General features: G+C 60.4%; 13 protein-coding genes. 11 read left to right on the top strand and 2 right to left on the bottom strand.

Translation table 11 applies throughout. The features are described 5' to 3' along the window. Positions 1-2: 2 nt before the first annotated feature. The 6 genes from GST84_00715 (at position 3) to GST84_00740 (ending at position 6,907) form a co-directional block, all read left to right on the top strand. Positions 3-620 (top strand): c-type cytochrome, encoded by a 618-nt coding sequence (locus tag GST84_00715; GenBank protein XGB10962.1) that lies wholly within the window; start codon positions 3-5, stop codon positions 618-620. 151 nt (positions 621-771) lie between these two features. After that, complete coding sequence (locus tag GST84_00720) at positions 772-1,404, top strand: thioredoxin domain-containing protein (protein XGB10963.1); 633 nt, start codon at positions 772-774, stop codon at positions 1,402-1,404. Positions 1,405-1,416: 12 nt separating this feature from the next. Further along, complete coding sequence (locus GST84_00725) at positions 1,417-2,271, top strand: EEP domain-containing protein (protein ID XGB10964.1); 855 nt, start codon at positions 1,417-1,419, stop codon at positions 2,269-2,271. A 27-nt stretch (positions 2,272-2,298) separates the two neighbouring features. Continuing rightward, positions 2,299-4,236 (top strand): diguanylate cyclase, encoded by a 1,938-nt coding sequence (locus GST84_00730; protein ID XGB10965.1) that lies wholly within the window; start codon positions 2,299-2,301, stop codon positions 4,234-4,236. Between the two features lie 77 nt (positions 4,237-4,313). Beyond that, a complete protein-coding gene (locus tag GST84_00735; GenBank protein ID XGB10966.1) occupies positions 4,314-5,102 on the top strand; it encodes an N-acetylmuramoyl-L-alanine amidase in 789 nt (262 codons plus the stop codon). Positions 5,103-5,308: 206 nt separating this feature from the next. Further along, the gene (locus GST84_00740) at positions 5,309-6,907 is read left to right on the top strand and encodes an EAL domain-containing protein (GenBank protein XGB10967.1); all 1,599 of its coding nucleotides are present in this window, start codon (positions 5,309-5,311) and stop codon (positions 6,905-6,907) included. A gap of 14 nt (positions 6,908-6,921) precedes the next feature. On the opposite strand, the gene GST84_00745 is transcribed toward GST84_00740, so the two are convergent. Both GST84_00745 and GST84_00750 read right to left on the bottom strand, forming a co-directional pair. Continuing rightward, complete coding sequence (locus GST84_00745; protein ID XGB10968.1) at positions 6,922-8,703, bottom strand: PAS domain-containing protein; 1,782 nt, start codon at positions 8,701-8,703, stop codon at positions 6,922-6,924. Further along, entirely contained in the window at positions 8,700-10,046 is a 1,347-nt protein-coding gene (locus tag GST84_00750) for a response regulator (GenBank protein XGB10969.1), read from the bottom strand. Before GST84_00750 ends, GST84_00745 begins: the two co-directional genes overlap by 4 nt. Positions 10,047-10,255: 209 nt before the next feature. On the opposite strand from GST84_00750, the gene GST84_00755 reads away from it, so the two are divergent. From GST84_00755 to gltP, 5 genes are all read left to right on the top strand, one after another. Then, positions 10,256-11,077, top strand: coding sequence for a BON domain-containing protein (locus GST84_00755; protein XGB10970.1), 822 nt, complete (start codon positions 10,256-10,258; stop codon positions 11,075-11,077). A 174-nt stretch (positions 11,078-11,251) separates the two neighbouring features. Next, positions 11,252-11,542, top strand: coding sequence for a hypothetical protein (locus GST84_00760; protein XGB10971.1), 291 nt, complete (start codon positions 11,252-11,254; stop codon positions 11,540-11,542). A 43-nt stretch (positions 11,543-11,585) separates the two neighbouring features. Next, positions 11,586-11,747, top strand: a complete 162-nt coding sequence (locus GST84_00765) for a DUF1328 domain-containing protein (GenBank protein XGB10972.1) — start codon at positions 11,586-11,588, stop codon at positions 11,745-11,747. Between the two features lie 2 nt (positions 11,748-11,749). Beyond that, positions 11,750-12,220 (top strand): hypothetical protein, encoded by a 471-nt coding sequence (locus tag GST84_00770; GenBank protein ID XGB10973.1) that lies wholly within the window; start codon positions 11,750-11,752, stop codon positions 12,218-12,220. A 746-nt stretch (positions 12,221-12,966) separates the two neighbouring features. Next, the gene (gene gltP, locus GST84_00775; GenBank protein ID XGB10974.1) at positions 12,967-14,295 is read left to right on the top strand and encodes a glutamate/aspartate:proton symporter GltP; all 1,329 of its coding nucleotides are present in this window, start codon (positions 12,967-12,969) and stop codon (positions 14,293-14,295) included. The last annotated feature ends 105 nt before the right edge of the window (positions 14,296-14,400 follow it).

Raw genomic sequence — 14,400 nt, forward strand, 5'->3', positions numbered from 1 at the left:
TGATGAACAAACTAGTCGTGAGTCTGCTGTTGACCTTGGGTGTCGCTGGTGCGGCCACTGCTGCGCAACCTATCAAAGGCGATGCCGCCGCTGGCCAGGCCAAGACCGCCGTCTGTGGCGCCTGCCACAATCCCGACGGCAACAGCCTGGCACCGAACTTCCCTAAACTGGCCGGCCAAGGCCAGCGCTATCTCGAAAAACAACTGCACGATATCAAATCGGGCAAGCGTACCGTGCTGGAAATGACCGGCATGCTGGCCGCATTCAGCGACCAGGATCTGGCCGATATCGCTGCCTACTTCTCCAGCCAGAAAGGCAGCGTGGGTGCCGCCGATCCCAAGCTGGTCGAGCGCGGCCGTGCGCTGTTCAACGGCGGCGACCTGGAAAAGGGCATGCCAGCGTGCACTGGCTGCCACTCGCCTAACGGCGCGGGCATCGCCCTGGCTGGCTTCCCGCACCTGGGCGGGCAGCACTCGCAGTACGTGGCCAAGCAGCTCACTGACTTCCGCGAAGGCAACCGCACCAACGATGGCGATGCCATGACCATGCGCACTATCGCTGGCAAGCTGAGCAACCATGATATCGAAGCGTTGGCCAGCTACATCCAGGGCCTGCATTAACTTTCGGTTAATGTTGTAGGCCAATGATGAAAGGGCGGCCGGGCTGCCCTTTTTTCCGTCCGCAGCCGTTACACTACAGAACTCGAGCCCTTCCCGGCCTGTCTCAGTGCAGGTCGCGTCGTGGCGACTCATGACTGCTCAGGAGTAAAGCATGCGTAAACTGATTCTCAGCGCTGCGCTGGTCGCCGCCAGCGTATTCGGTATGACTGCCGTTCAGGCCGCCGAGCCTGTTGCTGGCAAGGAATACATCGAGCTGAGCAACCCTGTTCCGGTTTCCGTACCTGGCAAGATCGAAGTCGTCGAGCTGTTCTGGTACGGCTGCCCACACTGCTACCACTTCGAGCCGACCATCAACCCTTGGGCTGAAAAGCTGCCCAAGGACGTCAACTTCAAGCGCGTACCTGCCATGTTCGGTGGCCCGTGGGATGCGCACGGCCAGATGTTCCTGACCCTCGAAGCCATGGGCGTCGAGCACAAGGTGCACGCGGCGGTGTTCGATGCCATTCAGAACCAGCACAAGCGCCTGACCGACAAGAACGACATGGCCGACTTCCTCGCCACTCAAGGCGTTGACAAGGACAAGTTCCTCGCTACCTTCGACTCGTTCGCCATCAAAGGCCAGGTCAAACAGGCCAAGGAACTGGCGAAGAAGTATGAAATCACCGGCGTACCGAGTATGGTCGTCAACGGCAAGTACCGCTTCGACCTGGGTACTGCCGGCGGACCGGAAGGCGTGCTGAATGTCGCCGACCAGCTGATCGACAAGGAGCGCGCCGCCAAGTAGGCGGCGCCATCCATGCCCCGCTTCAGAGCTACGCGTGGCATTGGCCTGCACGAGCCGCAGGTCAACGAGCATCACCTGCAGGCCCCGGGCCTGCCCGAGGATGGCCGCCTGCGGTTGCTCAGTTTCAACATCCAGGTGGGCATAAGCACCGAGCGCTACCGGCATTACCTGACGCGTAGCTGGCAGCACCTGCTGCCGCATAACGGGCGTGCCGGCAACCTGCAGAAAATCGGCAGGCTGCTGGGCGACTTCGACCTGGTGGCCCTGCAGGAAGCCGATGGTGGCAGCCTGCGCTCGGGTTACGTCAACCAGGTCGAACACCTGGCCCACTTGGGGGCCTTCCCCTATTGGTACCAGCAGCTCAACCGCAACCTTGGGCGTTTTGCCCAGCATAGCAACGGTGTGCTCAGCCGCCTGAAGCCTCAACTGCTCGAAGACCATCCGTTGCCTGGCCCGGCCGGGCGTGGTGCGATCCTGGTCCGGTTTGGCGAAGGTGACGATGCGTTGATAGTGGTGATGATGCACCTGGCATTGGGGGCCAAGACCCGCGCCCTGCAGCTGGGGTATATCCGCGAGCTGATTGGCGGTTACCGTCACCAGGTGCTGATGGGCGACATGAACACCCACGCCACTGACCTGCTCGAGCACTCGCCGCTGCGCGACCTGGGCCTGGTCGCCCCGCAAGTCGAGGCCACTTTCCCCAGCTGGCGACCGCAGCGTTGCCTTGATCATATTCTGCTCAGCTCAAGCCTCACACTGGAACGTGTCGAGGTGCTGGCGCAGCCAATTTCGGACCACCTTCCCGTTGCAGTCGAGATTCGATTGCCTGATGCATTGACTGTGGATACGCTGCCGGTTTTGAGCTAATTGCCATCACCGTTTGCGGACCCGGGCATGACTGAAGACGCTGAGCGCTGGAAAGAAAAATACCTTAAAAGCATCGAGCAGCAAGAAAAGCTCGAGCGTCGTTGGGACGCCCGCCTTGACCTGCTGCGTCGAGGTCTGGTGCGCAGCACCCTGGCTGCTGAAGGCAGTGACAAGGTGGTAGACGAGTGCATGAAGGAAATGCGCGACGTCATTCGCAGCAGCAACATGGACGCCGGCCTCGCCGGCTTGATTCCGCGCCTTGAGAAAGCGGTACTGGATTCCGAACAGCGTCGCGAAGCCCGCATGAACCAGGTCAGCGATGCGCTGACCGCACTGGTTGGCCAACTGCAAGGCCTCCCGCTACCCAGTGATATCTCGCGGTCATTGAAAAAACTGGCGAAGAAGCTCGACGGTGGGGTTGCCCAGTCACGCGAGCTGCCGCCACTGTTGGGCGAGTTGAGTGGCCTGCAGGGGCGCGCGCTGTCGGCCCTTGGCAAGACGGGTGAAGAAGCCCGACCGGGTTTTCTGCAGCGGTTGTTTGGAAGCCGCGAGGAAGATGTACAGGCAGGACCAGAGCTTGCGCCGGTGGCGTTGCCAGTTGAAGAGGTTGTGCCCTTGGCAGCCGGCAGTACCGAGCCCTCGCAGCCCGATGACGTCGATGCGCTACAACCGCTGGCGGCCCCTGCTGCTCCGACTGTCGAGGTGGCCGAAGCGCCCGAGCTTGAGATGGAGGCGCTTGGCCCGGCTCTGATCGAAACGGCGGAAATGCCGCCAGTCCCGTTGCCACAGCATAAAGTGCCACTGCCAGAGGTTGCAGTTGCCGTCAGCGAGCCGTTGGCTGACGCAGAACCATTACAAGCCCTTGAAGAAATCCTTGGTGAAGACGGTCCCTATGCACTGCCCTACGCAGTGGAGCCGCCTTACAGCCAGGTTGCCGCGCACATTGAGCAGACCCTGATCGGTCTGCTCGATGACCTCAGTCTGCCCGAGCGACACAAGGCTCAGGCGCTGGAAATGCGCGAGCGGGTTGCCCGCGGATTGAACTGGTATGAGCTGATTCCGGTGCTGGATGACTTGGCAGTACTCATGTTGGCGATCACCGACAGCGGCCAGCACGAATTCGAAACTTACCTGCAGCAGCTCAATGAACGCCTGGAAGGTTTCCAGAGTCATCTGCACGAGGCCAGCGCCGGCCATGCTGACAACAGCACCGCTGCCCGCGAACTGGATAGTCAACTGCGTGAACACGTCGACGGCCTGCAGAGCAGCGTGCAAGGTGCCGCCGATGTAGACAGCCTCAAGCACATTCTGGAAAACCGCCTGGAAGGCTTGCTGGTGACCATGGACGAGCACAAGCACGAGCGTGATCGCCGCGAGCAGGAACTGGCCGATCGACTGCAAGGCTTGTCGGAGCGGGTGGCGAGCATGGAGCATGAAGCACTTGGTTATCGCGAGCACCTGGAGGAGCAGCGCCAGAAAGCTCTGCTGGACCCGCTCACCGGCCTGCCCAACCGTGCGGCCTGGAGCGAGCGAGTCGAACGCGAAATGCTCGAATGGAAGGAAAACGGTGGCCATCTGGCGATGGCGATTCTTGACCTGGACCATTTCAAGCGCATTAACGACAACTATGGGCATCTGGCTGGGGACAAGGTCCTCAAGATCGTTGCCGACCAGTTGCGCAAGCGTCTTCGGGCCCGTGATTTTATCGCCCGGTTTGGCGGCGAGGAATTCGTCTTGCTGCTGCCGCAGACCACGCCGGCAGTCGCCGCGCAAATGGCCGAGGTGTTGCGCGCCACAGTCGAAGCCTGCCCATTCCACTTCAAGGGTGAGCGGGTGGTGATCACCACCTCCATCGGCTTGGGCGCATTCCACTCTGGCGAGCGCAGCGACCAGGTGCTCAAACGAGCCGATGCAGCGCTGTACCGGGCAAAGGAGCAGGGGCGAAATCGCGTTGAGCAGGGCTAGCCAGCCGCCGTCGCCTCGGCAGGCACAGCGCAGGCGAGCACGTTATACTGTAGCACTCGTACGCTGAGGCCACTGACGTGCTTTCCACGCTTAAGAAAACCCTGATTTCCTTTTTGCTGTTGTCTGTCGCCGGTTGCTCGACAGGCCTGCGCATCGACCGCAGCCACCCTTCGGTCAATCAGGACAACCGCATCCAGTTCATTGTCCTGCATTACACCAATGCTTCGCTGGAGCGCTCCCTGGCGCTGCTTACCCATGGTGAGGTCAGCAGCCATTACCTGATCGGCGATGGTCCGGCCAAGGTGTATCAACTGGTGGATGAAAACCGTCGTGCCTGGCATGCCGGTGATAGCCAGTGGCAGGGGCGCACCTGGCTGAACTCCTCGTCCATTGGTATCGAGATCGTCAATCCGGGCTTCACCGACACCCCGAACGGCCGGGTCTGGCACCCTTACAGCGAGGCGCAGATCCAGTCGTTGATCGCGCTGCTCAAGGACATTGTCAAACGCAACAACATCGAACCACGCCATATCATCGGCCACAGTGACATCGCCCCGTTGCGCAAGCTGGACCCGGGACCCTTGTTTCCGTGGAAGCGCTTGGCCGATGCCGGGCTGGGTGTCTGGCCGGATGCCAACGCCGTGGCACGGCAGCAGGCCTACTTCAGCGTCAACCCGCCAAGCGTTGGCTGGTACCAGCAGGAGCTGGCACGGTTTGGCTATCAGATCGATCAGACCGGTGTGCTGGATGTAGCCACACGCCATGTAATCGCCGCGTTCCAGATGCGCTTCCGCCCGCAGCGTTTCGACGGCATGCCGGATGCGCAGACAGCAGCGATGCTGCAGGTACTTAACCGCATGCGTTGAGACACGGCGGGCGGGGTAGTTGTTGCAGCGGCCTTGCGCTGCGAAGAGTCGGGTTTGGTCGACGCAGTCGTACCAACGTTAATGGTCTCATCACGGCCACGAGGCTGCCTCTAAAAAGAGCGTAGGAGGATTGCAGCGAAGCGCCAAACGGTGAAGGTGATTCTTGATTCAGTTGCTATACCTTGGTTATCAACTGGATGCCATTGATGTCAGCCTTCATCGCCTTGCTGCGCCAAATTTTTTACCGTCCCTGGATGCTGGCCACTTTGGCAGCGCTGGCCAGCGCCGCGGTGTTGCTCTCTGCCAGCATCGGCATTGCCCTGCAACAAATGAAACAAAGCGAAAGCGAACAAATGAATGCTCAGGGCGAGCGTTTTCTGGAGCGGCTCGAACAGGTGTTTGGCCAGTTACGCGAAGGGGTCGATCTGCTGCAGGCCCAACCCCTGCGTGGCTGCAGCCCGGCAATGCTGGCAGCCTTGCAACAGGTTGGCCTGAACTCGCGGTTCATCTATGAAGCTGCTTATGTGGATGGTGATGTTGCCTGCTCCAACCGCGGTGATGAGCGAGCGTTCGTTCCCTTGCGGGCGCCGGATATCCAGGGGCCGACTTACAGCTACTGGCTTAACACCACCACCGAGCCGAACGAGAACCTGGCAGCACTGATGCTGGGTCGGGGCAAGTTTCTGGTTTCCACCTCCCGTGGGCATTTGACCGATGTGGTGGACCTGCCCCCGGGCGGCAGCCTGGTCGTGGTGCTGGACAACGGTGCCCGGGCCATTCCGGTGCTCGGCCCGCCACAGGTATGGCCGCCGCCCTCGGCCTGGTCGACCAGCCAAAAGTCGTTGCTGGAACTCAGTGACCGGCTTATCTACCGAATGCCGACCAAGTCGCCGGATTACCAGTTGGTGCTGATTGCCCCGAGGGCCAGTCTGCCGCTGAGGATGAACGGCATGCTCTGGTTGCTGTTCCCCGGCAGCGTGCTGGCGGCCTGCTGCATCGGTTGGTTGGTACTCCAGTTGATTCTGCAACGGCGGTCGATGAGCTCAGAGTTGCAGAATGCCTTGCGTCGTGGAGAGCTGCAGGTGCTCTACCAGCCAATCATCGAGCTCGACAGCCGGCGCTGTGTGGGCGCTGAGGCCTTGGTTCGCTGGCGCCGCCCGGACGGCACCCTGACCAGCCCGGACCTGTTCATCCCGCTGGCGGAAAATACCGGGCAGATCCGCCAGATCACCGACTTTGTCCTGCAGCGTGTGCTTGAACAGCTAGGGCAGCTACTGCGTTCGCACCCCAAGCTATACATCTCGATAAACCTGGCGGCCTGCGATGTGATGGTGCCCCGTATTGGCCGGGTGGCGGCGCGCTTGTTGGCCTTGCATCGAGTGGCGCCCAGCCAGATTGCCTTCGAGGTGACCGAGCGCGGCCTGATTGACGTGGTGGTCGCCCGTGACAACCTGCAGGCGCTACGCGCCGTGGGGCACCAGGTGCTGATCGACGATTTTGGTACCGGTTATTGCAGCCTGGCCTACCTGCAAACCCTTCCAGTGGACTGCCTGAAGATCGACAAGGCATTCATCGACGCTCTGGGCCACGATGCCGCCAGTAGTGGCGTGGCCCCGCATATCATCCGCATGGCCCATGACTTGCACCTGCGGGTAATTGCCGAAGGTATCGAGTTCGAGGACCAGGCCGTGCTGCTGAACAGCGAGGGGGTCAATTATGGCCAGGGCTGGCTGTTTGCCCGGCCGCTGAACGCCCGGCAGTTTGCCGAGTTGGTGACTCGCGGACACCTGCCGCGGCGGGTGTAGGTGCGGTAAAGCAGTCAGACCGGCAACGCCATGTAGAATTGGGTCCCCTGCCCTGGCCGGGAAAACACGCCCATGCGCCCTCCGTGCAACTGCACAATCTCCTTGCACAGCGCCAGGCCCAGCCCAGCGCCGCCTTTCTTGCGACCTACCTGCACGAAGGGCTCGAAGATGCGCCCTTGCTGCCCATAGGAAATGCCCTCGCCGTTGTCCTCGACGCTGATGATCACCCGTTCTGCATGGCGTCGGGCATGCAGGCGTATGCGCCCGCCGTTGGCAGTGTGGCGGATGGCGTTGTGCAGCAGGTTGTCCAGCACGCGGTCCAGTTGGGCGACGTCGGCCTGGATACGCGGTAGCGGCGGGTCCAGTTCCTTGATCAGTTCGATCTGCTTGTTCGCAGCCTGTTCGGCAAAGCGCAATTGCGCCTGCTCCAGCAGTTCGTCGATGGCACAGGGGGCCAGCTCGAGCTTTTGCAACCCGCTTTGATAACGGGAGAAGTTGAGCAGGTCATTGATCAGTTGGGTCAGGCGCTGCATTTCTTCGCCGATGGTTTCCAGCAGGTCGTACTCGCGGGCCTCGGGCGGGAACTTGACCCGCTCGCGCAGCAGGCCGAAGGCCATGTGCATGCCGGTCACCGGGGTGCGCAGTTCGTGGGAGGCGCGCAGCACGAATTCGCTGCGCACCCGCTCGAAGGCCCTTTGCTCGGTCACATCGTGCAGTACCATCACCGCGCCGAGGATTGGCCCCTGCGGGTGGCTGACGGGGGTCAGGCTGTAGGTGAGCAGGCGTGATTCTTCATCGACCTCCATGTTCAGGTCGTCCGGTGGGCGGTCGAGGCTGCCCCCGCGCAGAACCTGGCGCAGTTGTTGCTCAAGCTCGGGTCGCTGCAAGGCTTCGACCAGGCTGCTGCCCACGCGGCTGTCGTTCCAGCCCAGCTGACGCTGTGCCACCGGGTTGAGGTGCTCGAGGCGGCCCTGGCGGTCGATGATCAGCAGGCCGTCGTCGATGCTGTCGAGCACGGCTTGTAAACGCTGCTGGCCGGCCAACAGTTCGTCAACGTTGGTGGCCTGGTGCTTGCGCAAGGCATCGGCCATCAGACCAAAACGGCGGGTCAGCTGGTTAAGCTCGGCGGCCTGGGTGACCGGCAAGGTAACGTCGAAATTGCCCTTGCCCAATTGGTCGGCTGCCTTGGCCAAGGCTTCGATCGGTTGGCCGAAACGCCGGGCGATGTTGTGCGCGGTGATAAAGCCCAGTACCAATACCACCAGCCCCATCAGGCCGAGTACACCACTGACCAGCAAGGCGCGGTCACGGGTGCGTTCCTCGCTGCGGGTAATCAGGTCCAATGCTTGCTTGTGGGAATCGATCAGGTCGGTGCGCACCTGATTGAACGCAGCTCCAAGCGGCTGATCGACACCCATGCTACGAGCGGGTGTGGCGCTGTCGCGATAGGTCTGGAGGAAGGACTGGTAATTGCTGCTGGCTTTGCTGAAACCGGTGCGCTCACCGCCTTGCTCCAGCCCTTGGTTGAGCAGGTCCTGGAAATTGTCCTGCAGCAGCCGCAGGCTTTCCGGGGCGGTGTTCTCATCGAGAATGAGCATCAGCTGTTCGCCCAGGTTCTGGCGCAACTTCAGCCCCACTTCCAGGGCATGGGTGGTATCGCGCACCAGCTGCTGTTGCACTGTAGCCATCTGCAGCATGCTGACCAGGCCCAGCAGCAGCCCTAGCAACGCCACAGTGATGAGCGCCGAGATGCTAAGGAAAAGCCGCGTGCGCAGCTTCATGGGCGGCCATTTCATAGGTTGTACTGCTTGCGCTTGCGGTACAGGGTAGAAGCATCGATGCCCAAGGTCTTGGCGGCTTGATCGAGGGTATCGCTGGCGGCCAGTACGGCACCGATATGGGCACGTTCCAGCTCATCCAGGCTAAGCGCGGCACCTACGCGTGGGGCATTGCCGGCGGGTTGTTCACCCATGCCCAGGTGGCTGAGTTCCACGCGCTCCTGCGGGCAGATGATGCTGGCCCGTTCTACTACGTTGCGCAGTTCGCGAATGTTGCCGGGCCAGCGGTAATTGAGCAGGGCGGCGCGCGCCTCATCACTGAAACCACGAGCGGGGCGGGAGTATTCCTTGACGAAACGGGCGAGGAAGCGGTCGGCCAGGATGAGGATGTCTTCACTGCGCTCGCGCAGGGGGGGCAGGTGCAGGGTAATCACGTTCAAGCGATACAGCAGGTCTTCGCGGAAGCGGCTTTCGCGCACCATCTCTTCAAGGTTGAGGTTGGTGGCAGCCAGGATACGCACATCGGCACGTCGGGTAACCGGGTCACCGACGCGTTCGTATTCCTTGTCCTGGATGAAACGCAGCAGTTTGGGTTGCAAGGTCAGCGGGAAATCGCCGATCTCGTCGAGGAATAGCGTGCCCCCGTCAGCCTGGCTGACCCGCCCCAGGGTGCTTTCGCTGGCGCCGGTGAAGGCGCCGCGGGTATGGCCGAATAGCTCGCTTTCCATCAACTCGGCGTTAAGCGATGGGCAGTTGATGGTCACACAGGCTTTGCGTGCACGTTTGCTCCAGCCATGGATGGCCCGTGCCAGCTCGCCCTTGCCGGTACCCGATTCGCCAAGGATGAGGATGTTGGCGTCGGTGATGGCGACTTGGCGGGCAGTTTCAAGCACCGCCATCATGGCCGGGCTATGGGAATCGAGGCCGTCCTTGGGTTTGCGTACTTCACCTTCCAGAGCTTCCAGGCGCGCAGAAAGCTGGCGCACCTCCAGTTGCTTGGCGGTGGCCAGGCGTAACTGGTCGGGGCTGCACGGTTTGACAAGGTAGTCGGCAGCGCCGGCCTGGATGGCGTCTACTGCGGTGTCGATCGCCGAGTGCGCAGTGACGATCACCACCCGCATCCACGGGGCCTGGATACGCATTTGCGCCAGCACGTCGAGGCCGTTGTCTTCACCCAGGCGCAAATCGAGGAAGCACAGGTCGAACACCTGGCGTTGCAGCAGGCTCTCTGCCTGGGCGGCACTGTTGGCCGTGGCCACGCTGTAGCCCTCGTCTTCCAGGCAGTAGCGGAAGGTGCGCAGGATTGCGGACTCGTCATCCACCAGCAGAATGCGGCCTTGGTTGTCCTGGGCTGATTCCATTTCCTGTGCTCCTTAGGATAGATCTTTATTTAGTGTGGGAAAAATCGGGCAAGTTGCATGGTCAATTCTGAAGGATTCTGTCCTTTGCATGCTAGCCAATGGCCAAACGATGCCCACGAGCCGCGATTCTTCAATGATTTGCTTAGAGGCACACGCTGGCACATTGGTTGCGATGATTTTCAGATTTTGCCCACGAAGGAGGCACTGTCATGCCCTTTTCCCTGCGTACAGCCGTTTTGGCCGTCACCCTGTTGCCAATATTTACCCCAGCATTCGCCGACCCTGTGCAGGACGCGCGCCTGGAAGGCGCCCTGCAGACCGCTTTGTCACTGAACCGGATGCTCGACCCGTTTCGTATCAAGGTTGAAGTGAACGGCAAGCAGGCGCGGCTTTCCGGTGAGGTGGAGAACGAGGTCGAGCGGCAGTTGGCCGAGGATGTGGCCCGTGCTACCCGGGGCATCGAACAGGTGGAGAACCTGCTACAGCTCAATACCCAACTGGTGGAGCGTCCGCTGGAGCTGCGTGCCTACGCTCAGCGCCTGGAAGACGTGACCCTGTCTGCTGTGGTGCGTGCACGGCTGTTGTGGAGCCGTACCACCGAAAAGGCACCAATAGAAGTACAAAGCAGTGAGGGTGTGGTGACGTTGCGTGGCAAGGTCGACAGTGCCGAAGCCAAGGAGCTGGCGGGTGTGATAGCGCGAACCACCGACGGCGTGTATCTGGTCAACAACCTGGTCAGCCTCGATACCGCCGCCATGGCCAAGGCGCGGGAAACACCAGTGGGCGCACCAACCGGGCCGCAACCAAGCGACAGCTGGATCGTCGACAAGGTCCAGAGCAGCTATCGCTTCAGTCGCAACCTTGATGGCCTGAACCTGAGGGTGGTCAGCGAAGCAGGCATGGTGCGGCTCTCGGGCGAGGTGGTTAGCGCGGAGCAGAAAACCATCGCTGTTGAGATCGCCCGGCAGATCATCGGCGTACGTGGCGTGGATGCTGACCTGCTGAAGGTGGCCACCAAGGTCGAAGGCTGATCGTGCAATTCGCACGACCCCACAGGCGTCATCGTGCAGGATACGTCCTCGTGGTGTAACTGTTAATTGCATAACTTGTTGATTTATAAAGATTTTATCAAAATCAAAAGGCTGGCATGCAGGCTGCAATTACCTGTTCAGGTTTGAACAAAAATTACAGCAGGAGGAGCCAGCATGAATCGCCAACCCGTCGCCCGCTCGCAGAGCGCCGCACTGCCTTTGCGCCAGGTGCTGACCCTCGGCATGGCGATGCTGCTGACCTTGGCCGCTGGCCTCTTCTATTACAGCTTGCAGACGGCGCGTCTGGCTGAGCAGGTGGCAGCTCAAACTGCCCTGTTGACGCAGATTCAGGCAACTCGTGCCAACACCTTGGTCAAGGCCGCTGACTGGCAGCCAGCTGGCCAGGCCATTGCCTCACCGGCCACTGTGGAAAAAGTTGTTCCTCAGGAACGCTGGGTTTTTTGACCTGACGGCCGGATCGATTCCGCAAAAAGAAAGGAGAACTACCATGCTGAGTTGGGCTATCACTTTCCTCATCATCGCCATTGTCGCCGCCGTACTGGGCTTCGGTGGTATCGCGGGCGCTGCTACAGGTATCGCCAAGATCCTGTTCATTGTCTTCCTGGTGTTGTTTGTAGCCTCCTTCTTCTTTGGACGCGGGCGAGGTTGAAGATGGGCAGGAAGCTTCGTTCAGCCGTGGTCGCCGCCCTGCTGCTGGGCGGTAGCGCGGCAGCCATGGCGGCAAATGACGGCCAGGTTCGGGTCGACCAGCTACTCGGCTCGGACCCGGAGTACCGGGAAACCTGGCAGGACACCATTGAAGGCGAGGAACGCCTACCCGATTGGGTGGTCAACCTGACCGGCAGTGCCCAGCAGCAGATGTCTGCCGTTACTGAAGACGGCGACAAGTACCTGGTCGGCCCGTTGTGCGAAAAACAGGACAATTGCACCTACAAGCGGCTGATCGTGGCGTTCAGTTGGGACAAGGATGATGCCTACGGGATGCTGGTGGAGGTACCCGAAGGTTTGCCGAGCGACAAGTCGCCCACCCGTCACGCGCAGTATCGCTGGCTGGGCGAACCCGACGACGGCATGAAGGCAATGCTGCAGGAGCAGCTCAAGCGTGACCCGAACTGGTACTGAGAGCATTTGTTGCCGGTACGGATGAAAGGTCACTCACTGTCACGTAATAGAAGCTGAAGCTTTCTATAGTTCAGCCTTCTATGATGCGCCGCCCCGAGGAGGGGTAGCACATGACCAAGGGGCCGGGCTGTTCTGGTTGTTACAGGATCGGAGTGGCCTAGGGGTACAGGGAGTGCCTCCAGTAATGGGCCGGGTCAGGAAAGGCGAAATCGGAAGTCTCAGGTCGGCGGTGTCACAGGGATACCTTGCGAGACCTGACTTCCGAGGAGCCTGTACGAAACGTCGCTTCCCTTGCGCGTTTTTTCCCTTGAGACACATTTTGTCTCGACCGTACATCAAATTTTTTTCGACTATCTCGGTGCGTCTACAAGTGGCATTTCCGCCATTCGGATTGTCGAACAGGCCATCTTTCATACCCAATCTGTACTGCCAAATCTGCCGAAATATGGCGGTTTGGTCTTGTTCGGGATTCCGAATGTTATAAATCAAGCACTTGCGAAGCTGCCGGCTAGGTCGAAAATGGTATGCATAAACGGCATGGGTTATGCGTTTCCGGCATTAGCTTTCGCCCCTTGCCGTCGCAATAGTTGCCGCCTTTTTCGCTGGCCAGAGCGCCTTGTCGCTCGCCTGCGGTGTCCTTACATGACGTCGCCTTACGGAAGCCCTTACTGCCCGTGACCTTGCCTATGGCTCTGTTACGCGCGTTTCCGCCAGGTGCCATGACCACTAAAACAAAGGGTAAAGACATGAAGAAGGCAAAACTGAGCCTCGCCTGGCAGATCGTCATCGGTCTGGTCCTGGGTGTTGCAATCGGCGCTCTACTGAATCATTTCAGTGCAGAAAAGGCATGGTGGATCAGCAACGTCCTTCAGCCCGCTGGTGACATCTTCATCCGCCTGATCAAGATGATCGTTGTCCCGATCGTGATTTCGTCGCTGATCGTGGGTATCGCCGGTGTTGGCGACGCGAAGAAACTGGGCAGCATCGGCCTGAAGACCATCATCTACTTCGAAGTAGTGACCACGATCGCCATCGTCGTAGGCCTGGTGCTGGCCAACCTGTTCCATCCGGGCGCCGGCATCGACATGAGCACTCTGGGCACTGTGGACATCTCCAAGTACCAGGCGACAGCGGCCGAAGTGCAGCATGAGCACGCGTTCATCGAAACCCTGCTGAACCTGATCCCGTCGAACATCTTCGCAGCGCTGATGCGTGGCGAAATGCTGCCGATCATCTTCTTCTCGGTGATGTTCGGTCTGGGCCTGTCGAGCCTGCAGGCAGAGCTGCGTGACCCGCTGGTTCGTACCTTCCAGGCCGTCTCGGAAACCATGTTCAAGGTCACTCACATGATCATGAACTACGCCCCGATCGGCGTGTTCGCCCTGATTGCCGTGACCGTGGCCAACTTCGGTTTCAGCTCGCTGCTGCCGCTGGCCAAGCTGGTGCTGCTGGTGTACTTCGCGATCGCCTTCTTCGCCTTCATGGTGCTGGGCCTGGTGGCCCGCGTGTTCGGCTTCTCGGTGATCAAGATCATGCGCATCATGAAAGATGAGCTGATCCTGGCCTACTCCACCTCCAGTTCGGAAACCGTGCTGCCGCGGGTGATCGAGAAGATGGAGAAGTACGGTGCGCCAAAGTCGATCTGCTCGTTCGTGGTTCCGACCGGCTACTCGTTCAACCTCGACGGTTCGACCCTGTACCAGAGCATCGCGGCGATCTTCATTGCTCAGCTGTACGGTATCGACCTGTCGTGGAGCCAGCAACTCCTGTTGGTACTGACCCTGATGGTCACCTCCAAAGGTATCGCTGGTGTGCCGGGCGTATCGTTCGTGGTACTGCTGGCCACCCTGGGCAGCGTGGGCATCCCGCTGGAAGGCCTGGCCTTCATCGCCGGTGTGGACCGCATCATGGACATGGCCCGGACTGCGCTGAACGTTGTGGGCAACGCCTTGGCTGCGTTGGTCATTGCTCGCTGGGAAGGCATGTACGACGCGGTCAAGGGCGAGAAGTACTATGCCTCGCTGATGGCCGAGAAGCGGGAAGCTGTAGTGGTTGGCGAAACCGCCAAGCGCTGAGCCTGATGGCTGTTTGACCAAGAGCCCCGACCTGTCGGGGCTTTTTGTTATCTGCGAGATTTTGAGCCGCACCTGCAAAGGCTCTCGATCGCCAGTCACAGGCTG

The sequence above is a fragment of the Pseudomonas putida genome (assembly GCA_041879295.1).
GTDB classification, from domain to species: Bacteria; Pseudomonadota; Gammaproteobacteria; order Pseudomonadales; family Pseudomonadaceae; genus Aquipseudomonas; species Aquipseudomonas putida_Y.